General features: G+C 59.3%; 17 protein-coding genes and 1 riboswitch. Of the genes, 5 read left to right on the forward strand and 12 right to left on the reverse strand.

Annotated elements, in window-relative coordinates; genetic code table 11:
- The first annotated feature begins 3 nt into the window (after nt 1–3).
- From carB to folA, 3 genes are all read left to right on the forward strand, one after another.
- A complete protein-coding gene (carB, locus tag F3J36_RS13015) occupies nt 4–3,228 on the forward strand; it encodes a carbamoyl-phosphate synthase large subunit (RefSeq protein WP_058780426.1) in 3,225 nt (1,074 codons plus the stop codon).
- A gap of 235 nt (nt 3,229–3,463) precedes the next feature.
- Nucleotides 3,464–4,606: a porin gene (locus F3J36_RS13020; RefSeq protein WP_058759645.1), complete on the forward strand. Its 1,143-nt coding sequence runs from the start codon at nt 3,464–3,466 to the stop codon at nt 4,604–4,606.
- A 288-nt stretch (nt 4,607–4,894) separates the two neighbouring features.
- Entirely contained in the window at nt 4,895–5,377 is a 483-nt protein-coding gene (gene folA, locus F3J36_RS13025; protein ID WP_031279709.1) for a type 3 dihydrofolate reductase, read from the forward strand.
- 224 nt (nt 5,378–5,601) lie between these two features.
- On the opposite strand, the gene apaH is transcribed toward folA, so the two are convergent.
- From apaH to lptD, 6 genes are read right to left on the reverse strand one after another with little or no spacing between them, the layout of a single operon-like run.
- Complete coding sequence (gene apaH / locus F3J36_RS13030) at nt 5,602–6,471, reverse strand: bis(5'-nucleosyl)-tetraphosphatase (symmetrical) ApaH (protein ID WP_166719835.1); 870 nt, start codon at nt 6,469–6,471, stop codon at nt 5,602–5,604.
- 52 nt (nt 6,472–6,523) lie between these two features.
- Nucleotides 6,524–6,901 (reverse strand): Co2+/Mg2+ efflux protein ApaG, encoded by a 378-nt coding sequence (gene apaG / locus F3J36_RS13035; protein WP_021507588.1) that lies wholly within the window; start codon nt 6,899–6,901, stop codon nt 6,524–6,526.
- A 4-nt stretch (nt 6,902–6,905) separates the two neighbouring features.
- On the reverse strand, nt 6,906–7,730 hold the full coding sequence (gene rsmA / locus F3J36_RS13040) for a 16S rRNA (adenine(1518)-N(6)/adenine(1519)-N(6))-dimethyltransferase RsmA (protein ID WP_166719836.1): 825 nt from the start codon (nt 7,728–7,730) through the stop codon (nt 6,906–6,908).
- The gene (gene pdxA, locus F3J36_RS13045; protein WP_166719837.1) at nt 7,723–8,715 is read right to left on the reverse strand and encodes a 4-hydroxythreonine-4-phosphate dehydrogenase PdxA; all 993 of its coding nucleotides are present in this window, start codon (nt 8,713–8,715) and stop codon (nt 7,723–7,725) included. Before pdxA ends, rsmA begins: the two co-directional genes overlap by 8 nt.
- On the reverse strand, nt 8,705–10,000 hold the full coding sequence (surA, locus tag F3J36_RS13050) for a peptidylprolyl isomerase SurA (RefSeq protein WP_031279707.1): 1,296 nt from the start codon (nt 9,998–10,000) through the stop codon (nt 8,705–8,707). The genes pdxA and surA overlap by 11 nt, the downstream gene beginning before the upstream one ends.
- 54 nt (nt 10,001–10,054) lie before the next feature.
- Nucleotides 10,055–12,427, reverse strand: a complete 2,373-nt coding sequence (gene lptD / locus F3J36_RS13055; RefSeq protein WP_230857095.1) for an LPS assembly protein LptD — start codon at nt 12,425–12,427, stop codon at nt 10,055–10,057.
- 182 nt (nt 12,428–12,609) lie between these two features.
- On the opposite strand from lptD, the gene djlA reads away from it, so the two are divergent.
- Nucleotides 12,610–13,422: a co-chaperone DjlA gene (gene djlA / locus F3J36_RS13060; protein WP_021312869.1), complete on the forward strand. Its 813-nt coding sequence runs from the start codon at nt 12,610–12,612 to the stop codon at nt 13,420–13,422.
- Between the two features lie 14 nt (nt 13,423–13,436).
- On the opposite strand, the gene rluA is transcribed toward djlA, so the two are convergent.
- From rluA to polB, 3 genes are all read right to left on the reverse strand, one after another.
- On the reverse strand, nt 13,437–14,096 hold the full coding sequence (gene rluA / locus F3J36_RS13065) for a bifunctional tRNA pseudouridine(32) synthase/23S rRNA pseudouridine(746) synthase RluA (RefSeq protein WP_021507583.1): 660 nt from the start codon (nt 14,094–14,096) through the stop codon (nt 13,437–13,439).
- Nucleotides 14,097–14,117: 21 nt separating this feature from the next.
- Nucleotides 14,118–17,024: an RNA polymerase-associated protein RapA gene (rapA, locus tag F3J36_RS13070; RefSeq protein ID WP_166719838.1), complete on the reverse strand. Its 2,907-nt coding sequence runs from the start codon at nt 17,022–17,024 to the stop codon at nt 14,118–14,120.
- A 151-nt stretch (nt 17,025–17,175) separates the two neighbouring features.
- Complete coding sequence (polB, locus tag F3J36_RS13075) at nt 17,176–19,536, reverse strand: DNA polymerase II (RefSeq protein WP_166719839.1); 2,361 nt, start codon at nt 19,534–19,536, stop codon at nt 17,176–17,178.
- A gap of 169 nt (nt 19,537–19,705) precedes the next feature.
- Between polB and F3J36_RS13080 the strand changes: the two genes are divergently transcribed.
- The gene (locus F3J36_RS13080; protein ID WP_021507580.1) at nt 19,706–20,470 is read left to right on the forward strand and encodes a DedA family protein; all 765 of its coding nucleotides are present in this window, start codon (nt 19,706–19,708) and stop codon (nt 20,468–20,470) included.
- Here the strand turns inward: F3J36_RS13080 and thiQ are convergent.
- From thiQ to thiB, 3 genes are read right to left on the reverse strand one after another with little or no spacing between them, the layout of a single operon-like run.
- Nucleotides 20,467–21,168, reverse strand: coding sequence for a thiamine ABC transporter ATP-binding protein ThiQ (gene thiQ / locus F3J36_RS13085; protein WP_058774834.1), 702 nt, complete (start codon nt 21,166–21,168; stop codon nt 20,467–20,469). The two genes, F3J36_RS13080 and thiQ, sit on opposite strands and share 4 nt — an antisense overlap.
- Nucleotides 21,152–22,762 carry a thiamine/thiamine pyrophosphate ABC transporter permease ThiP gene (gene thiP / locus F3J36_RS13090; protein WP_166719840.1) on the reverse strand — a complete coding sequence of 537 codons (1,611 nt, stop codon included), beginning with the start codon at nt 22,760–22,762 and terminating at the stop codon, nt 21,152–21,154. Before thiP ends, thiQ begins: the two co-directional genes overlap by 17 nt.
- A complete protein-coding gene (gene thiB / locus F3J36_RS13095; RefSeq protein WP_125308882.1) occupies nt 22,738–23,724 on the reverse strand; it encodes a thiamine ABC transporter substrate binding subunit in 987 nt (328 codons plus the stop codon). Before thiB ends, thiP begins: the two co-directional genes overlap by 25 nt.
- Before the next feature lie 46 nt (nt 23,725–23,770).
- Nucleotides 23,771–23,864: riboswitch (TPP riboswitch) on the reverse strand.
- Between the last annotated feature and the right edge of the window lie 18 nt (nt 23,865–23,882).

Here is a 23,882-nt window from a genome sequence, read left to right on the forward strand (position 1 = left end):
ACGATGCCAAAACGTACTGACATAAAATCTATCCTGATCCTTGGCGCTGGCCCGATTGTGATTGGCCAGGCATGTGAATTCGACTATTCAGGTGCGCAGGCGTGTAAAGCGCTGCGTGAAGAGGGTTACCGCGTCATTCTGGTGAACTCTAACCCGGCCACCATCATGACTGACCCGGAAATGGCGGATGCGACCTACATCGAGCCTATCCACTGGGAAGTGGTGCGTAAAATCATTGAAAAAGAGCGTCCGGATGCGGTGCTGCCGACCATGGGTGGCCAGACCGCGCTGAACTGTGCGCTGGAGCTGGAGCGCCAGGGTGTGCTGGCTGAGTTTGGCGTGACCATGATTGGTGCCACCGCCGATGCGATTGATAAAGCTGAAGACCGTCGCCGCTTCGATGTGGCGATGAAGAGCATTGGCCTGGATACCGCGCGTTCCGGTATCGCGCACACCATGGAAGAAGCGCTGGCGGTAGCGGAAGAGGTCGGTTTCCCGTGCATCATTCGTCCGTCGTTTACCATGGGCGGCACCGGTGGCGGTATCGCTTACAACCGCGAAGAGTTTGAAGAGATTTGCGAGCGCGGCCTCGATCTGTCGCCAACCAATGAGCTGCTGATTGATGAGTCGCTGATTGGCTGGAAAGAGTACGAGATGGAAGTGGTGCGTGATAAAAACGACAACTGCATCATCGTCTGCTCGATCGAAAACTTTGACGCGATGGGGATTCACACCGGTGACTCCATCACCGTGGCGCCAGCCCAAACGCTGACCGATAAAGAGTATCAGATCATGCGTAACGCCTCGCTGGCGGTACTGCGTGAAATCGGTGTCGAAACCGGCGGTTCCAACGTCCAGTTCTCGGTGAACCCGAAAGATGGCCGCCTGATCGTCATTGAGATGAACCCGCGCGTGTCGCGTTCTTCAGCGCTGGCCTCGAAAGCGACCGGCTTCCCGATTGCCAAAGTCGCGGCCAAGCTGGCGGTGGGCTTTACCCTCGATGAACTGATGAACGACATCACCGGTGGCCGTACGCCGGCCTCGTTCGAACCGTCCATCGACTACGTCGTCACCAAGATTCCCCGCTTCAACTTCGAGAAGTTTGCCGGTGCCAATGACCGTCTGACCACGCAGATGAAATCAGTCGGTGAAGTGATGGCGATTGGCCGCACGTTCCAGGAGTCGATGCAGAAAGCGCTGCGCGGTCTGGAAGTGGGCGCCAGCGGTTTCGACCCGAAAGTGGATCTGGATGATGGCGAAGCCCTGACCCGTATCCGCCGCGAGCTGAAAGATGCCGGTTCTGACCGCATCTGGTATATCGCTGATGCGTTCCGTGCCGGCATGTCGGTCGACGGCGTGTTTAACCTGACCAACGTTGACCGCTGGTTCCTGGTGCAGATTGAAGAGCTGGTGCGCCTGGAAGAGCAGGTGGCGCGCGAAGGTGTCAACTCGCTGAGCGCGGATTTCCTGCGTGTGCTGAAGCGTAAAGGCTTTGCCGATGTGCGTCTGGCAACGCTGGCGGGCGTGGCGGAAAGTGAAATCCGCAAGCTGCGTCATCAGTTCAACCTGCATCCGGTTTACAAGCGCGTGGATACCTGTGCGGCAGAGTTCGCCACGGACACCGCCTACATGTACTCCACCTATGAAGAAGAGTGCGAAGCCAATCCTAATCAGGATCGCGACAAGATCATGATTCTGGGCGGCGGGCCAAACCGTATCGGCCAGGGCATTGAGTTCGATTACTGCTGCGTGCATGCGGCGCTGGCGCTGCGTGAAGACGGTTACGAAACCATTATGGTCAACTGTAACCCGGAAACCGTGTCAACCGATTACGACACCTCAGACCGTCTCTACTTCGAGCCGGTAACGCTGGAAGACGTGCTGGAGATCGTGCGCATCGAGCAGCCAAAAGGCGTTATCGTGCAGTACGGTGGCCAGACGCCGCTGAAGCTGGCGCGCGCGCTGGAAGCGGCTGGCGTGCCAGTGATTGGTACCAGCCCGGATGCCATTGACCGCGCGGAAGACCGTGAGCGTTTCCAGCAGGCGGTGGATCGCCTGAAACTGAAACAGCCGGCTAACGCCACGGTGGCGACGCTGGAACAGGCGGTCGAGAAAGCCGCAGGGATTGGCTATCCGCTGGTGGTGCGTCCTTCCTACGTGCTGGGCGGCCGGGCGATGGAAATCGTCTATGACGAAGTGGATCTTAAGCGCTACTTCCAGACGGCGGTGTCCGTGTCCAACGATGCGCCAGTGCTGCTGGATCGCTTCCTCGATGACGCGGTGGAAGTGGACGTCGATGCGATTTGCGACGGCGAACGCGTGCTGATTGGCGGCATCATGGAACACATTGAGCAGGCGGGCGTGCACTCCGGTGACTCGGCCTGTTCGCTGCCAGCGTACACCCTGAGCACTGAGATTCAGAATGTGATGCGCCAGCAGGTGGAAAAGCTGGCGTTCGAACTCAACGTACGTGGCCTGATGAACGTGCAGTTTGCGGTCAAGGACAACGAAGTTTACCTGATTGAGGTGAACCCACGTGCCGCGCGTACCGTGCCGTTTGTCTCCAAAGCCACCGGCGTGCCGCTGGCGAAAGTGGCTGCGCGCGTGATGGCTGGCAAAACCCTGGCTGAACAGGGCGTGACCGAAGAGGTGATTCCGCCGTACTACTCGGTGAAAGAAGTGGTGCTGCCGTTCAACAAATTCCCGGGCGTGGACCCGATTCTTGGTCCGGAAATGCGTTCGACCGGTGAAGTGATGGGCGTGGGCCGCACCTTCGCGGAAGCATTCAGCAAAGCTATGCTGGGCGCGCAGAGCAATATGAAAAAGCAGGGACGTGCGCTGCTGTCGGTGCGTGAAGGCGACAAGAAACGTATCGTTGACCTGGCCGCGAAGCTGCAGAAGTTTGGCTTCGAGCTGGATGCGACGCACGGTACCGCCGTGGTGCTGGGTGAAGCCGGCATCAATCCGCGCCTGGTGAACAAGGTGCACGAAGGGCGTCCGCACATTCAGGATCGCCTGAAGAACGGTGAGTACACCTACATCGTCAACACCACCGCAGGACGTCAGGCGATTGAGGATTCGAAACTGATTCGCCGCAGCGCGCTGCAGTACAAAGTGCATTACGACACCACGCTGAACGGTGGTTTTGCTACCGCGATGGCGCTGAATGCGGATCCGACCGAAAAAGTGATTTCGGTGCAGGAAATGCACGCGCAGATCAAAGGCTAAACCGCCTGCTCTGTGACTAAACGGCCCCGCGCGGGCCGTTTTTTTTGGCCTGTTTTGCCTGTGCTGCATAAGGTTATACGTTACAAATCTATTGATTTGACATAATTTTTATCAGTTGATGCGAAACCAGTTACATTCAGGCGTATCCGCACAAAATTATAAATACCTCCCCGCTAAGCGCACCGTACTATTTCGCTGCTCACTCATAGAGCGCTCACCTTAACGGGATATAAAAATGAAAATGCGTGCTTTCACTCTCAGCGCAGTGGCTGCGTTACTTGTTGCTGCACCTCTCGCCAGTCAGGCGGAAATCACCCTGCTGAAGCAGGATCCGCAGGCCGGCGATCCGCTTAGCCGTCTTGATTTCAAAGTGGGCGGCAGTATTCGTCCGCAGTATCTGCATCAGAACGGGGTTAACGATAAATCGTATAAGCGTAACGGCTACGACGGCGGTTCACGTTTCCGCTTCAGCGCCAACTACTACCTGTTTGACGATGTCAGCTGGGTGGGTTACTACGAGTTGGGCGTTAACTTCCCGGCATGGTGGGGCTGGGATAACCACTATGCGGACGGCGCCCACAACACCACGCGTCGCCAGCTGTATACCGGTTTCAAAAGCGCATCGCTGGGCGAGCTCTATTTTGGCCAGCAGAACAGCGTTTATTACGATGTTGTCGGCGCTAAAACCGATATCTGGGACTACGATATGCTGGCCCAGGCACCGGGTAACGGCATCAACGGTGACTACGACGGATCTTACCGCTCGCGCAAGATGCTGAAGTATAAAAACACCTTTGGCGATGCGGATGTCTATGCCGCTTATCTGTTTGAAGATGACGACTATCTGCCGGGCAACGGCCTGCGCTACAAGCGCAAGGGCGGCGGTTCGCTGGGCGTGAACTATCACATCACCAAAGATCTGGCGTGGGGCACCGCGTGGAACTACACCCGTGCGGATATCCGCAATCCGGGCAATGGCGACAGCAAGCGTTACGACCAGAATATCTACGGCACCGCGCTGAGCTGGACGCCGGACAACTGGACGCTGTCGGCCGGTGCGGGCTGGTATCAGAACTTCTCGCCAACCAAACGCAACACCGTTAACAACTACTTCGCGGATGATGCGTGGGGCGTTGAATACTTCGCCGGTTATAAATTCCCGATCGGCCAGTATGCCGTGAAGAGCATCCAGCCGTACTTCATGGGCGATCGCCTGGAGTTCGTCAACGGACGTAACTACAAGCGTATCGATAACGGCGTGGGCGTCAGCGCGCAGCTCGACTACGGTTTCCGCGTCGACTACGAATATGTGATCACCTCCAGTACCGATAAATCACTGGGCAACGTTAATCTGGTGCGCCTGCGCTACGATTTCTGATGCGTAAATCAACGGCTCCTGCGGGAGCCGTTTTTTTTGGGGCGGGCACAGTGCGCTTTTCTTTACACAGCGCGCGGGCAGCGTGGAGCATCACCCTGAGTTGTAGCGCCTTCACCGCGAATTCTGGCGGCTCTTTCCGCTAACGGCCGCAAAGCCGGAGTAAAACTCTGTCGGTCAGACAAAACGCCGAGCCAAGCGGGCTTTACGTAAATAGCACGGTCGTCCTATCGACGAAAGTTTCACCTTTACGTATCATTGCGCCAATTTTTTTCCTGTAGGTCTTTTAACATGATTAGTTTGATCGCGGCACTGGCAGCAGATCGTATTATTGGCATGGAAAACGCCATGCCATGGCACCTGCCTGCCGACCTCGCGTGGTTCAAGCGCAACACGCTGAACAAACCGGTGATTATGGGCCGTCTGACCTTTGAATCGATTGGTCGCCCGTTACCGGGACGCCTGAATATTGTGGTCAGCAGCCAGCCCGGCAACCATGACGGCGTGACCTGGGTAACGTCGCCGGAAGAGGCAATTGCCGCAGCGGGTGAGGCAGAAGAGATCATGGTGATTGGTGGTGGCCGGATTTATGCGCAGATGCTGGCGCGCGCCGATCGTCTCTATCTGACGCATATCGATGCGGAAGTGGAAGGCGACACCCAGTTCCCGGATTACGAGCCGGACGAGTGGCAGTCGACGTTCAGTGAGTTCCACGATGCCGATGCGCAGAATTCGCACAGTTACTGCTTTGAGATTCTGGATCGCCGCCGTTGATTGTGGCCAGGTGCGCATAAATGCGCAGCCTGTAAAGGCAGGGATCAATCGCTGTTTATGACCTTCCAGGTGCGCATAAATGCGCACCCTACAACGATAGGGATTATGACGCGATAAACCTGTGCAATATCAGGCTGATGGCTGTCACGGTACAGATTGTCGCTGTAGGGTCGCCATTTATGGCGACCGAAAAAAAGCCCCGCTAACATCGCGGGGCTTTTTGTTTACTGCATATCGCTCAGGGGGGAGGGCGCATTCACCGCGCTTTCCGCCATGGCCTGGTCACGGTTCGAGACCTGGGTGTAATACTGGCCGCTCTCCCAGTGCAGCAGGGTCAGCGTTCCGCCCCAGCAGCAGCCGGTGTCGAGCCCGATCACATGCTCTGGCGTGCCTTTTCCTTCCAGCGAAGCCCAGTGACCAAAGATTTGCGTATAATCGCTGCTGATTTTGCCGGGCACCTGAAACCACGGTTTCAGCGGTGGCGGCGCTGAGGCGGGTGCCTCTTTGCAGATCATATCGAGCTGACCATTAGGAAAACAGAAACGCATGCGCGTCAGCGCATTGGTGCTGAAACGCAGGCGCGCCAGTCCGCTCAGTTCCGGTGTCCAGTTGTTCGGCATGTCGCCATACATGGCATCGAGAAACAGCGGATAGCTGTCGCTGGACAAGACCGCCTCAACTTCGCGCGCGCACTGCTGTGCCGTCTCCAGATCCCACTGCGGCGTAATGCCAGCATGCGCCATCAGCAGCTTTTTCTCTTCATCCACCTGCAGCAGCGGCTGGCGACGCAGCCAGTTAATCAGCTCGTCGGCATCGTCCGCTTCCAGCAGGGGCGTCAGGCGATCCTTGGGCTTGTTACGGCTGATACCGGCATACACTGCCAGCAAATGCAGGTCATGGTTGCCCAGCACCATGCGCACACAGTCTCCGAGCGACTTGACGTAGCGCAGTACCTCAAGCGAACCCGGACCGCGCGCCACCAGGTCGCCGGTCAGCCATAGCTCGTCCTGCTGCGCATCGAAATTGACCTGCGCCAGCAGCGCACGTAATTCGTCATAACAGCCGTGAATATCGCCAATCAGGTATGTACTCATTAAGTCAGTCCGATGAAAACGCGCCGCCCGGACTGGCCGGGCGGAGGAGGAATTAGTGAATGTGGGTTTGCACCGCGAGGCGGAACACCGGAATCTCCACGTGGAAGGTCTCGCCCTCTTCGTCGATCATCACATAGTGTCCCTGCATGGTGCCCATCGGCGTTTCCAGAACCGCACCGCTGGTGTACTGAAACTCATTGCCGGGCGCGATATGCGGCTGCTCACCGACCACGCCTTCACCCTGCACTTCGGTCTCGCGCCCGTTGCCATTGGTGATCAGCCAGTAGCGGCTGCGCAGCTGCACGCTGTTGCGCCCGAGATTACGAATAGTGATGGTGTAGGCAAACACGTAACGATCCTCATCGGGAGAGGATTGCGATTCCACATACTGACTCAGTACCTGAACACAAACGCGGGCCAGTTCACTCATGCACTCAGTTCTCCGCAGATTCAGCCTGATGATTGCCCAGCCAGTTTGCCAGCTGGCAATACTGCGCCACGGTGACATTTTCTGCCCGCAGCGAGGCGTCGATGTTGAGTTCATCCAGCGCACCGGCCGTGAACAGGTGTCCCAGGCTGTTACGCAGGGTTTTGCGTCGCTGACCAAACGCTTCGGTGGTGATACGGCTCAGTAAACGCACATCGCTGACCGGATACGGTGCCTGGGTAAAGGGCACCAGACGCACTACCGCCGAATCCACTTTCGGTGGCGGGGTGAACGATTGTGGTGGCACTTCCAGCACCGGAATCACCTGACAATAATATTGCGCCATCACGCTGAGACGCCCGTAAGCCTTGCTGCCCGGGCCGGCCACCAGACGGTTAACCACCTCTTTCTGCAGCATGAAGTGCATATCTTTAATCGAACCAGTATAGCTGAAAAGGTGGAACATCAGCGGCGTCGAGATGTTGTACGGCAGGTTGCCGAACACGCGCAGCGGCTGACCCTGCTCCTTTGACAGCGCGGAGAAGTCGAAGGTCATCGCATCCTGCTGATAAATCGTCAGCTTAGGACCGAGGAACGGGTGCGTCTGCAAACGCGCGGCAAGGTCGCGGTCCAGCTCGACGACAGTCAGCGCATCAAGACGCTCGCCCACCGGCTCGGTTAACGCACCCAGCCCTGGGCCAATCTCCACCATGGCTTCACCCTTTTGCGGATGAATAGCGGAGACGATGCTGTCGATAATGTACTGATCGTTCAGGAAGTTCTGCCCGAAACGTTTACGGGCGTAGTGCCCCTGATGGACGCGATTATTCATTACTGCTCTTGATCATAGTGATGGCGAGGTTAAGCGCCGTAATAAAGCTGCCCGGCTCTGCGCTGCCCAGACCGGCGAGTTCCAGCGCGGTGCCGTGGTCAACAGAGGTACGGATAAATGGCAGGCCGAGGGTGATATTCACCGCGCGACCAAATCCCTGAAATTTTAGCACCGGCAGGCCCTGGTCATGATACATCGCCAGCACCGCATCAGCGTGCTGCAGATATTTCGGCTGAAACAGCGTATCGGCCGGTAACGGACCGGTGAGCTGCAGGCCCTGCTGGCGCAGTTCGTCGAGCGCCGGAATGATGGTATCGATCTCTTCCCGGCCCATGTGACCGCTTTCGCCGGCATGCGGGTTGAGGCCGCAGACAAAGATATGCGGCTGCGCAATGCCAAACTTACGCTGCAAATCCTGATGCAGGATGGTGATCACTTCATGCAGGCTGTCACGGGTGATGGCGTCCGCGACATCTTTCAGCGGCAGATGCGTGGTGGCCAGCGCCACGCGCAACGCTTCGGTCGCCAGCATCATCACCACGCGATCGCCACCGGCGCGCTCAGCAAAGAACTCGGTGTGGCCGGTGAAGGGGATGCCGGCGTCATTGATCACGCCTTTGTGTACCGGACCGGTCACCAGCGCGGCAAACTCGCCGCTGAGGCAGCCGTCGCAGGCGCGGGCCAGCGTCTCCAGTACGTAATGACCGTTGGCGACCGTCAGTTCGCCGGCGGTCACCGGCTGCGCCGTCGCGATGGGCAGCAGCGTCAGCGTACCGGCCTGCTGCGGCTGCGGTGCCACGCCGGGCTGATAGTCACGCAGCGTCAGCGGCAAACCCAGTTGAGCCGCGCGCTGGCGCAGCACGTCGCCGTCTGCGCACACCACCAGCTCAACCGGCCAGTCACGCTGAGCCAGCGCAACGGCGAGATCGGGACCAATCCCGGCGGGTTCGCCGGGCGTGATCGCCACACGATAATTACTGACCATTGCCATCCAGAATCTTCACGTAAGCACTGGCGCGCTGTTCCTGCATCCAGGTTTGCGCTTCTTCGGCAAACTTACGGTTGAACAGCAGACGGTACGCGCGCTCTTTCTGCGCGGCATCGGTTTTATCCACCTGACGGGTATCCAGCAGCTGAATCAGGTGCCAGCCGAAGGAGGAGTGGACTGGCGCACTGACCTGGCCTTTCTGCAGCTTCAGCAACGCATCACGGAACGCCGGATCGTAGATTTCCGGTGACGCCCAGCCAAGGTCGCCGCCCTGGTTCGCTGAACCCGGATCGTCGGAGAACTGTTTCGCGGCAGCGGCGAAGGTGGTTTTGCCACTCTTGATGTCTGCGGCGATCTGTTCAATCTTCTGACGTGCCTGATCGTCGGTAAGGATCGGTGACGGCTTCAGCAGAATGTGGCGGGCATGCACTTCGGTGACCGAAATGTTTTTGCTCTCACCGCGCAGGTCGTTCACTTTCAGGATATGGAAGCCAACGCCGGAGCGGATTGGGCCGACGATGTCGCCTTTCTTCGCGCTGCTCAGCGCCTGCGAGAACAGCGTTGGCAGCTCTTCAATTTTGCCCCAGCCCATGTTGCCGCCTTTCAGCGCCTGCGGATCGGCAGAGTAGGTCACGGCCAGTTTACCGAAATCGGCACCGCCTTTCAGTTCACCCACCAGCTGACGCGCCAGCGCTTCCTGGTCATCAACCTGCTGCTGAGTTGGATTTTCCGGCAGCGGCAGCAGAATCTGACTGATGTTAAGTTCGGTGCCCTGGGTATTCTGCGAGCCGATCTGCTTAGCCAGCGTATCCACTTCCTGCGGCAGAATGGTGACGCGACGGCGCACTTCATTGTTACGCACTTCAGAGATCAGCATCTCTTTGCGGATCTGCGCGCGATAATCGTTGTAGTTCATCCCGTCATAGGCCAGACGGCTGCGCAGCTGATCAACGCTCATGCGGTTCTGCGCGGCGATGTTCTGGATCGCCTGATCCAGTTGCTGATCGCTCACCTGCAGACCGGCTTTTTCGCCCATCTGCAGAATGATGGCGTCCATGACCTGGCGTTCAAGGATCTGATGACGCAGGGTTTTGTCATCCGGCAGCTGCTGACCAGCCTGCTGCGCCTGTGACTTCACCGTGCGCAGCATGTTGTCTACGTCACTTTCCAGCACCACGCCGTTGTTCACGACTGCGGCAACTTTATCGACCATCTGTGGGGCTGCGAACGCAGTGTTAGCGGTGATCGCCACACCAAGAATCAGCATTCTCCAGTTCTTCATACTTTATCCATTGTTGTTTCCGCACTGCGGGATAGCCTGTCAAATATCACAACATCAGAAAGCGCGCTGATAAGGGATGATGCCCTGACGCAGCATTTCATTGGTGCCTAAGCCATAGTTAGAACTCAGACCACGCAGCTCAATGTTGAATGAGATTTGGTTGTCATACTTGCTGTCGTTGTTTTCCCAACCGTTGATCTTGCGTTCGTAACCCAGACGAATGGCGTAGCAGCAGGAGCTGTACTGCAGACCGACTAGCTGCTCGGCCGGACGGCTGTTGCGGGTGTCATAGTAGTAACCCCCCACCAGCGACCAGGCATCGGCAATCGGCCAGCTGGCCGTGGCGCCCACCTGCGAGATACCGTTTTTGTAGATCGGGTTAGTGACATAGCTGGGGTTATTCAACGCCTGCGCCACATACTCCGGGCTGCTGTAGCGATAGCTCAGCTGCACCATACGGTCGGCATCACGACGGTATTCCACAATGGCATTGCCCTGGGAAACGTTGTCCAGCCGCGTATCGTATTGCAGGCCACCGCGTACGCCCCAGCGATCGCTGACTTTCCAGTAAGTATCACCCGCCCACACCAGGCTACCGGTATCATCTTCTTTATTCGTCTGGTTTACGCCGGTACGAGACGGGGTAAACGAGTAGATTTGACCCACGGAAACGTTAAAACGTTCAACCAGATCGTTATCATAAATACGCGTGGTCACGCCGGTCGCCACTTCGTTAGACGAAGCGATACGATCGAGGCCGCTGTAGGTGCGATCGCGGAACAGGCCAGTGTAGTCGGTCTGCAGCAGTGTGGAGTCGTACGGATAGATGTTGCTCTGGTTGCGGTACGGGATATACAGGTACTGCACGCGCGGTTCCAGCGTCTGGGTGTAGCCTTCGGCCCAGTCCATATTGCGGTCAAATACCAGGCGACCATCTACCTTGAACTGTGGCAGGGTGCGGTTGACCGACTCTTTCAGCTGGTTGGTGCGGGTGGTATCGATATTTTCGTTGTAGTAATTAACGTTATCCTGCTGGTAATGCGTCGCCAGCAGCTTTGCCTCGGTATCCAGGCTGGCCCAGCCGTTGGACAGCGGCAGGTTGAGCGTTGGCTCGATGTGCAAACGCGTCGCTTCCGGCATTCGGTTACTGACGTTAGTGAACTTCACCGCCTGCGCATAGATGCGACCGTCAAACGGCCCGATATCGTTCTGGTACAGATTGACATCCAGCTGCGGCATCGCCCGATACACGTTCTGGCTGCTGGTATTACCAAACACCTGGAAGTCTTTGCTGGACAGCGTCGCATCCCAGTTGGTGTCAGCGTAGCCTACGCTGAATTTCTGCGTGGCGTAGCCGTCAGTCGAGCTGTAGTACTTCGAATCAAGATCGTTGAAGTAATAAGGATCGCTGACTTTGGTGTAGTCGGCGTTGAAGCGCCAGTGCTGATCGTAGACGCCGGAGTGACGCCAGTAAAACAGCCAGCGGTCGTCGTTGCTGTCGTTCTGCACCGATGGTCGCGCGGCTTTATCTTTGTTGTACTGATTGTCAGACGGCAGATAGTCCAGCTCTAACAGGCCGGCACCAAACTGCGTCAGGTAGCGGAACTCGTTCTGCAACTGCAGACCGCGCTTGCTCATATAGTGCGGCGTAATAGTGGCATCGGCCTGAGGCGCGATGTTCCAGTAGTACGGCAGCATGAATTCGAAGCCGTTGTTGCTGCCGTATTTCGCGTTGGGGATCAGGAAGCCGGAGCGGCGGCGGTCGCCAATCGGCAGCTGCAGATACGGGCTGTAAAACACCGGCACGTTGCCGAGCTTGAAGCGCGCATTCCAGATCTCCGCCACTTCTTCTTCACGGTCCTGAATCACTTCCGAACCGACCACGCTCCAGCTGTTGGAACCCGGCAGACAGGAGGTAAAGCTGCCGTTTTCCAGAATGGTATAGCGGTTATTACCGCGCAGTTTCATCTGGTCAGCATCACCGCGACCCTGACGGCCGACCATCTGATAATTACCGTTCCACACGTTGGTGTCTTTGGTGTTCAGATTGGACCAGGCTTTCGGACCTTTCAGGATGACCTGGTTGTCGTCATAGTGCACATTACCTAGCGCATCGACGGTACGCACCGGCGTCGTTTGTCCGTCCTGCTGACGCTGATGCAGCTGCATCTCGTCGGCAACCAGACGGCTGTTCCCCTGCTGCACATCAACATTACCGGTGAACACCGCGTCGTTCGGATAGTTCCCTTTTGCTGAGTCAGAGTTGATGGTTACCGGCAGCGAATTCGCGTCGCCACTGACCAGCGGACGGTTGTAGCTCGGCACGCCCAGCATACACTGCGACATCAGATCGTCGGCCAGTGCATGCTGACTATAAAGCGCTGCACCAATCATGGTAGCCAGCAGGGTAGGTATACGTTTTTTCATACGCGGTTTCGATAATTCCATGAAAACTGGCATCATGCCGACAATCCGGACAGAGACTAACGTACCGCCCGGCGTTGCGCCAGTGTTAATCCTGCTCTGCCTGCGTTGCCGTTAGGCGCGGAGATAAATGACAGGTATGATAATGCAATTTTCAGCCGCAAGCATGGCGAATTGAGGAGTTTATGCGCTACTGGGGAAAAGTTATTGGTCTGGCTCTCGGCTTACTTTCCGGAGCAGGCTTTTGGGGCATCGTACTGGGTCTGATCATTGGTCATCTGTTTGACAAAGTGCGCAGCGTAAAAGGACAGGGCTACTTCGCCAATAATCAGGCGCGTCAGACGCTGTTCTTCAGCACCACGTTCCAGGTGATGGGCCATCTGACCAAGTCAAAAGGGCGCGTCACCGAAGCGGATATCCAGATTGCCTCTTTATTTATGGATCGCATGCAGCTGCATGGCGAGGCGCGTACCGCGGCGCAGCGTGCGTTTCGTGAGGGTAAGCAGAGCGAATATCCGTTACGTAATAAACTGCGCGAGCTGCGCAGCGCCTGCTTTGGCCGTTTCGATCTGATTCGGATGTTTCTGGAAATTCAAATCCAGGCGGCGTTTGCTGATGGTTCGCTGCATCCCAACGAGCGTCAGGTGCTATACGTCATCGCGGAAGAGCTGGGGATTTCCCGCGCGCAGTTCGACCAGTTCCTGCGCATGATGGAGGGCGGTCAGCAGTTTGGTGGCGGTTCGTCGTACGGCGGCGGCGCTTATCAGCAGGCGAAACGTGGCCCGACGCTGGAAGATGCCTGCAGCGTGCTGGGGGTGAAAAGCAGCGACGACAGCACCACCATTAAGCGCGCCTACCGCAAGCTGATGGCCGAGCACCATCCGGATAAGCTGGTGGCGAAAGGTCTGCCGCCGGAGATGATGGAGATGGCGAAGCAGAAAGCGCAGGAGATTCAGGCCGCGTACGACCTGATTCGCAAAGAGAAGGGCTTTAAATAAGGGGCTGCGGCCCCTTAAAAATCGGCCGGCTGACGGAACGTCATGCTGTTGCCAAACGCCGGATGGGTAATGGTCAGCGATTCGGCGTGCAGCTGCAGGCGTGGCGCCATGGCTAACGCTTCGGGATGGGCATAGAAGCGATCGCCGAGAATCGGATGCCCCAGCGCCAGCAGATGCACGCGCAGCTGGTGGGAACGGCCGGTGATCGGCTTCAGCTGCACCCGCGCGCTGTTATCGGCGTCATACGCCAGCACCTGATACTCCGTCTGCGCCGGCTTACCCAGCTCCACACTCACCATCTGCTTCGGCCGGTTAGGCCAGTCGCAAATCAGCGGCAGATCGATCATACCCTGTTCCGCCGCCGGATGTCCCCAGACGCGCGCCACGTACTGCTTCGCGGGCTCGCGCTCGCGAAACTGCCGCTTCAGCTCGCGCTCGGCCGCCTTGGTCAGCGCCACCACAATCACACCGCTGGTGGCCATATCGAGCCGGTGCACCGACTCCGCCTGCGGAAAATCACGCTGGATGCGCGTCATCACGCTGTCCTTGTGCTCCTCAAGGCGGCCAGGCACCGACAGCAAACCGCTCGGCTTGTTAACCACCATGATGTGCTCGTCCTGATACAGAATATGCAGCCAGGGGTCGAGCGGCGGATTGTAGGGTTCCATCAGCATGATTGGGCGCGGCCTCAGCGATTATTGGTGTGTCACAACGATCAGACGCAGCGCATCCAGCCGCCAGCCGGCTTCACCGAGGCTGGCCAGCACCTGCTCGCGGTTGCTCTCCAGCGCATCAACCTCATCATCACGGATGTTGGGGTTGACCGCTTTCAGCGCTTCGAGGCGCGACAGCTCGGCGCTCAGCTTCTCATCGGCTTCGGCTTTGGCCGCCGCAATCAGCGCCTGCGCTTCCGGTACGATGACTTTTTCCGCCTGCGTCAGGATGTGATGCACATCCTGCTGCACCGCGTTCACCAGCTTGCTGCCGGTATGGCGATTGACTGCGTTGAGCTGACGGTTAAAGCTTTCGAATTCCACCTTGCCGGCGAGGTTATTTCCGGCGCGATCCATCAGCAGGCGGACCGGCGTGGGCGGCAGGAAGCGGGTAAGCTGCAGGTGCTTCGGCGCCTGTGCTTCGACCACATAGATCATCTCTACCAGCAGCGTGCCGACCGGCAGCGCCTTGTTCTTCAGCAGCGACAGCGCACAGCTGCCGGTATCGCCGGAGAGAATCAGGTCGAGACCGTTGCGAATCAGCGGATGTTCCCAGGTAATGAACTGGGTATCTTCGCGTGACAGCGCCTGGTTACGGTTAAAGGTTACGGTGCAGCCATCTTCCGGCAGGCCGGGGAAATCCGGCACCAGCATGTGGTCAGACGGCGTCAGGACGATCAGGTTATCGCTGCGATCTTCCTGGTTGATGCCGACGATATCAAACAGGTTGAGCGCAAAGTTCACCAGCTCGGTGTCGTTATCCTGCTCGCCGATGGCATCGGCCAGCGCCTGCGCGGCTTCGCCGCCGTTCGAGTTCAGCTCCAGCAGACGGTCGCGCCCCTGCTCCAGCTGCGCCTTCAGCGTGTCATGCTGTTTGCGGCTCTGGGCGATGAAGTCGTCCAGCCCCTGCGGGTTGTCCGGCGCGGCCAGATACTCAATCAGCTGCGGGTAGGCGCTGTCGTAGATGGTGCGGCCGGTCGGGCAGGTGTGCTCAAACGCGTCCAGCCCTTCATGGTACCAGCGCAGCAGCACTGCCTGGGCGGTTTTCTCCAGCCACGGCACCAGAATCTGGATGTCATGCAGCTGGCCGATACGATCGAGACGGCCGATACGCTGCTCGAGCAGATCCGGGTTAAACGGTAAATCGAACATCACCAGCCGGCTGGCGAACTGGAAATTACGCCCTTCCGAGCCGATCTCCGAACACAGCAGCACCTGGGCGCCATCTTCCTGCGAAGCGAAGAAGGCGGCCGCGCGGTCGCGTTCGATAATCGATAGCCCTTCATGGAACACCGCGGCGCGGATGCCTTCGCGCTCGCGCAGCACCTGCTCCAGCTGCAGCGCAGTGGCCGCTTTGGCGCAAATCACCAGCACTTTCTCTTTACGGTTGCTGGTGAGGTAGCCCATCAGCCACTCAACGCGCGGGTCGAAGTTCCACCAGGTGCCGCTGTCGCCTTCAAATTCCTGATAAATCTGCTCGGGATACAGCATGTCGCGCGCGCGCTCTTCCGCCGTTTTGCGCGCCGCCATAATGCCGGAGACTTTAATCGCCGTCTGATACTGCGCTGGCAGCGGCAGGCGAATCTGATGCAGTTCGCGTTTCGGGAAGCCCTTCACACCGTTACGCGTGTTACGGAACAGCACGCGGCTGGTGCCGTGGCGATCCATCAGCATTGAAATCAGCTCTTTGCGCGCGTCGTCTTTGCCGTCGCGATCGCTGTTCGCCACCTGCAGCAGCGGCTCGATGTCCTGCTCGCCGACCAGGTCGTTGATCAGGTTCATCTCCTCTTTGCTGATGGCGTGATCGGCCAGCAGCGTACTGACGGCGTCTGCCACCGGGCGATAGTGCTGCTGCTCGGCCACGAACTGCGCGAAATCGTGGAAACGATTCGGGTCCAGCAGACGCAGGCGGGCAAAGTGGCTCTCCATGCCGAGCTGTTCCGGCGTCGCGGTCAGCAGCAGCACGCCGGCGGTCTTTTCCGCCAGCTGTTCGATAACCTGATATTCGCGGCTCGGCGCGGCTTCGCTCCATGCCAGATGGTGCGCTTCGTCGACCACCAGCAGATCCCAGTCAGCTTCGGCCAGCAGCTCCAGCCGCTGCTTATTGCGGCGGACAAAATCCAGCGAGCAGATAATCAGCTGCTCGGTATCAAATGGGTTGTCGCTGTCGTGCTGCGCTTCGGTGTAGCGATCGTCGTCGAACAGGGCAAAGCGCAGGTTGAAGCGGCGCAGCATCTCCACCAGCCACTGGTGCTGCAGGGTTTCCGGCACCACGATCAGTACGCGCTCGGCGCGTCCGGCCAGCAGCTGCTGCTGAATAATCATCCCGGCTTCAATGGTTTTACCGAGGCCGACTTCATCGGCCAGCAGCACGCGCGGCGCGTGACGGCGACCAACGTCATATGCGATGTGCAGCTGATGCGGAATCAGGTTGGTGCGCATGCCGCGCAGGCCGCTAATCGGCAGGCGATACTGTTCGCTCTGGTATTTGCGTGCGCGGAAGCGCAGGGCAAAGCGATCCATGCGGTCCAGCTGGCCGGCAAACAGGCGATCCTGTGGTTTGCTGAACACCAGTTTGCTGTCGAGCATCACTTCGCGCAGCACCACGTTGCTTTCGTCGGTATCAAGACGCGTGCCGATGTAAGTCACTAAATCGTTTTCGTTGCGGACTTCATCAACCTGCATCTGCCAGCCTTCGTGGCTGGTGACGGTATCACCCGGATTAAAAATCACGCGGGTGACCGGAGAATCATTACGGGCATAGAGGCGGTTTTCGCCGGTGGCGGGAAACATCAGTGTGACCATGCGCGTATCCAGCGCCACGACTGTCCCCAGTCCCAGCTCACTTTCCGTATCACTAATCCAGCGTTGACCCAGTGTAAAAACCATATATTTTTTGCTCGATTCTCTAAAAGATAGAAAGACGTTCGCCTGCTCTCAGACAATACCCCACCGCCAGACAGTTATCTGGTCAGCTGGTGCACGCGGTGAGAATCAGGAAGGGCGCTATGGTACTGGATGGCAGGGCATTCGTCACCTGTCAAAAAAGCCCCAGTTGCCCGGTGATCAGTGTAGCAAAGTCATCGCCGACAAACGGTAAAATCCCTTCGGCGATCGGCTGCAGCTGCTTGCTGACGTAGTGATCGTAATCCAGCGGCGTGCTGCGCGCTTCCAGCGGCTCCGGCCCGGCGGTGGCCATGACGTAGCGGATCGATCCGCCGTTCTGATACTGCAGCGGACGCTGCAGTTTACGGTTATGTTCATCGGCGAGGCGCGCGGCACGCACGTGGGGCGGCACGTTGCGTTCGTAATCTTTCAGCGGCCGGCGCAGGCGCTTTTTATACACCAGCAGATCGTCCAGCTCACCGGCCAGCAGCTGTGCTACCGTGTCGCGAATGTAGTCCTGCCAGGGTTCACCGCGGAAGATGCGGCCATACAGCGTCTGCTGGAACTGCTGCGCCAGCGGCGTCCAGTCGGTGCGCACCGATTCGAGCCCCTTAAACACCAGCCGTTCGTCGCCGTCGCGGCGAATCAGTCCGGCGTAGCGCTTTTTACTGCCCTGTTCGGCGCCGCGAATGGTTGGCATCAGGAAGCGGCTGAAGTGGGTTTCGTACTCCAGCTCCAGCGCGCTGTCGAGACCGTAAGTCTGCTGCAGATGCTGTTGCCACCAGCGATTCACGTGCCCGGCCAGCCGCTGGCCGATCGCGGCGGCATCGGCTTCGCTGTGGGCGCTTTTCAGCCAGACAAAAGTAGAATCGGTGTCACCGTAAATCACGTCAAAACCTTCGGCTTCAATCAGCTCACGCGTTTGCTGCATGATGGCGTGGCCGCGCAGGGTAATCGACGAAGCGAGGCGCGGATCGAAAAAGCGACAGGCGCTGGTGCCAAGTACGCCATAAAAAGCGTTCATGATGATCTTCAGCGCCTGCGACAGCGGCTGGTTGCCGTCACGTTTGGCGGCCTCGCGCCCCTGCCAGATCTGCCCGACAATCGCCGGTAAACAGTGGGTGCGGCGCGAAAAGCGCGCGTGGCGAAAACCGGGAACCGAATCGGCGTCGTCCGGATGCGCCAGGCCTTCGACCAGCCCGACCGGATCAATCAGAAAGGTGCGGATGATCGACGGATAGAGGCTTTTATAATCCAGCACCAGCACCGAATCATACAGTCCGGGGCGCGAATCCATCACGTAGCCGCCAGGGCTGGCTTCCGGTGCCACTTCGCCGAGATTGGGCGCGACAAAGCCGGCGCGGTGCATTCGTGGAATATACAGGTGGCTGAACGCCGCCACCGATCCGCCGTGGCGATCCACCGCCAGGCCATTGACGGTGGCGCGCTCCAGCAAAAACGGCATGATGGCGGTGTGCTGGAAAATACGCGTAACCAGCTCGCAATCCTTCAGGTTGTAGGTGGCCAGCGCCGGTTTGTCGTGGGCAAAGCGCCAGTTGATCTCTTCCATGCGCTGCCACGGATTGTTGATGGCTTTGCCTTCGCCCAGCAGCTCGCGCGACACCGCTTCCAGGCTGAATGAGGCGAAGTCCCAGAACGCCGATTTCAGCGCCTCGATACCGTCAATCACCAGCCGGCCGCTGGCCTGAGCGAAGAACATGCCGGGCTTAAAGCCGTGCTCGCGCCACTCCAGCGGCTGCTGCTGACGGCCAAGACGCAGCGGAATACCGTAGCGGTCGGCATGTTTTTGCAGCACGCGCAGGTCGAACTGCACCACGTTCCAGCCGATGATGACATCGGGATCGTGACGGGCGAACCAGGCGTTAAGCTGCTCCAGCAGCTGTGGCCGGCTGTCGAGGTAAATCAGCTCAAAATCCAGCTGGCTGGCATCACCGTTCGGCGGGCCGAGCATATACACCTGGCGCTGGCCGCAGCCCTCCAGCCCGATGCAGTACAGCTCGCCGTGCTCGGTGGTTTCGATGTCGAGCGACACCCATTTCAGCTGCGGACGGTAATCGGGATGCGGCTTGAGGCGCGCGTTGACGAGGCTGTCGCCGCGCGGCTCGCCGCTGAACCACACCGGTGCCGTGATAAAGCGCTCCATCAGGTAGCGTTCCGGCGGGCGGATATCTGCTTCATACACCGCAATGCCGTTTTCACGCAGGCGTTTTTCGATGCTTTGCAGCTGTCGGTGGCTGCGGCAATAGAGTCCCAGCACCGGTCGGCGACGAAAATCTTTCAGATCCAGCGGTTGCAGGCGCGTATGGCGCTCGTCGCGAATCAGCGCTTCGGTTTGCGCCTGGAACTCCCGGGGAATAAACGCCACTGACTCCTGCGCAGGCAGCACCAGGCGCTGCGGGCCCTGGTCGGTGGCCAGCCACAGCACCACTTCGCTGCCGGTCGGGGTATCCCGCCAGTGGCGAGTCAGCAAAAATCCTGCGCGCGGTTCGGTCACGTTAACTCCGGAGAATGAATTCATTTCAGTATATCATGGATGTTTATACAGTGTACTGCCGGTGGGGCCGTCGTCTGCGCGGCGCGGGCGTGCGGCAGCGCGGGGAATTGCTTGACGCTGTGGGGCTGTCTCAGGACAATCCAGCCTCTATATTCCGCAGAGGATAGTTATGGAAGCCTGGATCCAACACCTGTTTACGCAATCGCTGGAGTACGCGCTGATTGCCGTGGCGCTGGTGACCTTTCTTGAGTCGCTGGCGTTTGTCGGCCTGCTGCTGCCGGGAACGGTCCTGATGGCCAGCCTCGGCGCGCTGGTGGGCAGCGGACAAATCGGGCTCTATCCGGCGTGGGCCGCCGGGCTGGCCGGCTGTCTGATTGGTGACTGGGTGTCGTACGGCATTGGCTGGAAATTCCAGGGACCGCTGCACCGCTGGAAATACCTGCAAAAATACAAAGGGCTGCTGGATAAAACCGAGCACGCGCTGCATCAGCACAGCATGTTTACCATCCTCGTGGGGCGCTTTGTCGGACCGACGCGTCCGCTGATTCCGCTGGCGGCCGGCATGCTGGAGCTGCCGGTGCGTAAATTCCTGCCGCCGAACATTATCGGCTGCATCCTGTGGCCGCCGGCCTACCTGATGCCGGGCATTCTGGCGGGCGTGGCGATCGACGTGCCGCAGGCGGCGCAGGGCGACAGCTTCAAATGGCTGCTGCTGGCGGTGGCGCTGCTGCTGTGGATCGGCGGCTGGCTGCTGTGGCGCTGGTGGCGCAGCGGCAAAAGCGTCGACTGGGCCACGCCTTATCTGCCACTGGCGCGGCTGCGCTGGCTGGCTCCGCTGATGGCGCTCATCGGCGTGGGTGCCTTTATTGCGCTGTTGTTCCACCCGATGATGCCGATTTTCCTGCAGCTGCTGTGGAAAGTGTTCTTCGCTTAACGCGGCTGGACGCCAAGGATGGCGGCCGCCGGGCTCTCACCGCGCAGCAGGCTGGCGGTGCTGCCATCCCAGTACACCCGGCCGTCAACAATCACCAGGCTGCGTGACGCAATCTGCTGCGCATCTTCCAGACTGTGCGACACCATCAGCAGCGTGATAGTGCGCGCCTCGCACACCGCGCGCACCAGCTGCAGCATCTCGCTGCGCAGCGCCGGATCGAGTGCCGAAAACGGTTCATCCAGCAGCAGGACCGGCTGATTACGCAGCAGGCAGCGCGCCAGCGCCACGCGCTGGCGCTGACCGCCGGAGAGCTGGCCGGGCAGACGCGTCAGCATCGATTCCAGCCCGGTCTGCTCCGCAATCTGCTGTACCTGCTGCTGCTGTTCGCGCGTCAGCTTCAGGCCGGGATGCAGGCCCAGCCCCAGATTTTGCTGCACCGTCAGGTGCGGAAACAGATTGTTCTCCTGAAACAGCATCGATACCGGTCGCGCGGAAGGCACGCTGCGGGTATGGTCGACGCCATCGATCAGCAGGCTGCCCTGACTCACCGGCAGAAAGCCGCCGAGCAGGCTCAGCAGGGTACTTTTGCCCGCGCCGCTCGGGCCGAGAATGGCGAGACGTTCACCGGCCTGTGCGCTAAAGCTGAAGCGCATCGGCAGATGCTGGTAGAGATAAGTAAGGTTATTCAGTGTCAGCATGGCGACCCGGTAATTTTTCCATCAGCGTAAACAGCAGCAGGCATAACAGCAGCAGTAGCAGCGCGGTCACCGCGCCATCGGCACCGCGATAGGCGCCAATCTGCTGGAATAGATAAAACGGCAGGGTGCGGAAATCGGCGCTGCCGAACAGCGCCACCACGCCGAAATCCCCAATCGACAGCACGCAGGCAAATGCCAGCGCCTGTGCCAGCGGACGTTTCAGCGCCCGCAGTTCAATCAGCCGCAGGCGAGTAAACCCACTGATGCCCAGCGAGGCGCACAGCTGAGCGTAGCGCGCGCTGAGATCGCGCATCGGATTTTCCAGCACTTTCATGGCGTAGGGGATGGCGATCAGCGCGTTGGTGAAGATCACCAGCGCATCGGCACGCTGCGGCAGGCCAACGGTGGCGTTGAACAGCAGGAAGAACCCACTCGCCAGCACGATGCCCGGCATCGCCAGAATCAGCATTCCGCTGAGTTCCATGGCCTGCGCGGCGAAGCGCTGCTGACGCTGGCGCAGTTCGCGACTGCTCCACAGCAGCATCATGGTCAGCAGCACGCACAGCACACCGGCACCAAGTGCGATGCGCAGCGACGTCCATGTGGCCTGCCACAGCGCGGGCTGTTGCAGCGCGCCGGCAATGCCGCCGCGTAAGCCGTCGACCAGCACCGCCGCCAGCGGTGGCAGCAATAACAGCAGCGCCAGCGTAATCAGCAACGTATCCGCGACGCGTGCGCGCCAGGAATCCTGCGGATCGCGCCAGCCGCGCACCGTCTGGCTACCGGCCGGAATCGCTTTACTGAAGCGCTGGCTGAGCAGCACCAGCAGCAGACAGCAGCCGAGCTGCAACAGTGCCAGCAGCGCGGCGCGGCCGGGATCGTAATCAAAGCTAAGCGCCTGATAAATGGCCAGCTCCAGCGTGGTGGCCTGCGGACCGCCGCCCAGTGCCAGCACAGTGGCAAAACTGGCGAAGCACAGCATAAAAATCAGCGCCGCCGTTGGCAGCAGCGGACGGCGCAGCCACGGCCACTCCAGCAGGCGAAACAGCGACCAGCCGCGCAGACCGAGCTGCGCCGCCAGCTGGCGCTGCTCGCCGGGAATGCTCTCCAGCGCCTGCAGCAGCATGCGCGTCGCCAGCGGCAGATTAAAGAACACGTGCGCCAGCAAAATGCCCCGCAGGCCGTAAGGCGAGAAGTGATAGTCGATACCGATGGCAGCGCACAGCTGCGCCAGCCAGCCGCTGCGCCCATAGACGCTCAGCAGACCGAATACGGCGACCAGCACCGGCAGCACCAGCGTCATGGCGCACAGGCGCAACAGCAGCGTGCGGCCGGTAAAGCGGCGGCGATAGAGCGCGCGGGCCAGCAGAATGGCCGGCAGCACCGAGAGCAGCGCTGACAGCAGCGCCTGCTCAAAGGAGAACGCCAGCACATGGTGCAGATAGCTATCGCTGAGCAGCGCGCGCCAGTCAGTGGCCGGCGCGGCAAGCAGCAGGGCACCGAGCGCCAGCAGCGCGACCGCACACAATAGCAGTGCGCTAAGCGCTCCGGGCAGCAGCCAGCCGGGCATCAGCGGCTGACGGCGCGCTGCCACGCGCTAATCCACGCCGCGCGATGGTCAGCCACCTCTGTCGGGGTGTATTGCAGCGCATTAGCAGGCACCGGCAACGCCTGATAACCGGCGGGTAAATCGCTTTTGATCACCGGATACATCCAGTTGCCGGTGGGAATGGTGCTCTGAAACGCTGGCGACACCATAAACTGCATGAATTGCTGCGCCAGCTGCGGCTGTTTGCTGCTGGCGAGCTGCGCGCCCACTTCTACCTGCAGATAGTGACCTTCGCTGAACGGCGCGGCGGCGTAGTTATCCTTTTTCTCTTCAATGATGTGGTAAGCCGGCGAGGTGGTGTAGCTCAGCACCAGATCGCTTTCGCCTTTGAGGAACAGACCATAAGCTTCGCTCCAGCCTTTGGTGACGGTCACGGTTTTGCTGGCCAGCTTCTGCCAGGCAGCCGGCGCTTCATCGCCGTACACTTTCTGCATCCACAGCAGCAGACCGAGCCCCGGCGTGCTGGTGCGCGGGTCTTCATAAATCACCCGCCATTTTTCCGGGCTTTCGACCAGCTCCTTCAGGCTGTGCGGCGGATTCTTTAGCTTGTTTTTGTCGTAAACGAACGCGAAGTAGCCGTAATCAAACGGGATAAAAGTGTCATTGTGCCAGCCGTCCGGCAGCTGCAATGCACGGGTATCCACCGTGCTTTTGCTGAACAGGCCGGTTTTTTCCGCCGCCTGAATCAGGTTATTGTCCAGCCCCAGTACCACGTCGGCCTTGCTGTTCTTTCCTTCCATACGCAGGCGATTAAGCAGCGATACGCCATCCTCCAGCGCCACATAGTTCAGCTCACAGCCGCAGCGGGCCTCAAAGGCTTTTTTCACTGCCGGACCGGGGCCCCAGTCGGCGGCGAACGAGTCGTAGGTATACACGGTGAGGACGGGTTTGGCCGCCAGAGCCGGCGCAGCGATCAGCAGCAACAGGGGCAGAACTTTATTTAACACTTTGCGTTCCTTAAGGAGAAGGTAAGGTTGCGTCGCAAAGGATCTGAGGGCGGAGCATCTCAAATCCCTACGCCGGTACGAGCCGGATCAGGTTCGACGGGTCTCTCTCAGCCAGTTAACCGGCACCCCGTTGAGAACGACATATTCTAGACATTTAC

Origin of the sequence: Pantoea sp. Cy-640, from assembly GCF_011752635.1 — a bacterium.
In the GTDB taxonomy this organism is placed as follows: domain Bacteria; phylum Pseudomonadota; class Gammaproteobacteria; order Enterobacterales; family Enterobacteriaceae; genus Pantoea; species Pantoea dispersa.

Bases quoted from the DNA above. Each gene is read 5' to 3' on its own strand.
- carB (WP_058780426.1), top strand. From the start codon at position 4: ATGCCAAAACGTACTGACATAAAATCTATCCTGATCCTTGGCGCTGGC.
- F3J36_RS13020 (WP_058759645.1), top strand. From the start codon at position 3,464: ATGAAAATGCGTGCTTTCACTCTCAGCGCAGTGGCTGCGTTACTTGTT.
- folA (WP_031279709.1), top strand. From the start codon at position 4,895: ATGATTAGTTTGATCGCGGCACTGGCAGCAGATCGTATTATTGGCATG.
- apaH (WP_166719835.1), bottom strand. From the start codon at position 6,471: ATGAGTACATACCTGATTGGCGATATTCACGGCTGTTATGACGAATTA.
- apaG (WP_021507588.1), bottom strand. From the start codon at position 6,901: ATGAGTGAACTGGCCCGCGTTTGTGTTCAGGTACTGAGTCAGTATGTG.
- rsmA (WP_166719836.1), bottom strand. From the start codon at position 7,730: ATGAATAATCGCGTCCATCAGGGGCACTACGCCCGTAAACGTTTCGGG.
- pdxA (WP_166719837.1), bottom strand. From the start codon at position 8,715: ATGGTCAGTAATTATCGTGTGGCGATCACGCCCGGCGAACCCGCCGGG.
- surA (WP_031279707.1), bottom strand. From the start codon at position 10,000: ATGAAGAACTGGAGAATGCTGATTCTTGGTGTGGCGATCACCGCTAAC.
- lptD (WP_230857095.1), bottom strand. From the start codon at position 12,427: ATGAAAAAACGTATACCTACCCTGCTGGCTACCATGATTGGTGCAGCG.
- djlA (WP_021312869.1), top strand. From the start codon at position 12,610: ATGCGCTACTGGGGAAAAGTTATTGGTCTGGCTCTCGGCTTACTTTCC.
- rluA (WP_021507583.1), bottom strand. From the start codon at position 14,096: ATGCTGATGGAACCCTACAATCCGCCGCTCGACCCCTGGCTGCATATT.
- rapA (WP_166719838.1), bottom strand. From the start codon at position 17,024: ATGGTTTTTACACTGGGTCAACGCTGGATTAGTGATACGGAAAGTGAG.
- F3J36_RS13080 (WP_021507580.1), top strand. From the start codon at position 19,706: ATGGAAGCCTGGATCCAACACCTGTTTACGCAATCGCTGGAGTACGCG.
- thiQ (WP_058774834.1), bottom strand. From the start codon at position 21,168: ATGCTGACACTGAATAACCTTACTTATCTCTACCAGCATCTGCCGATG.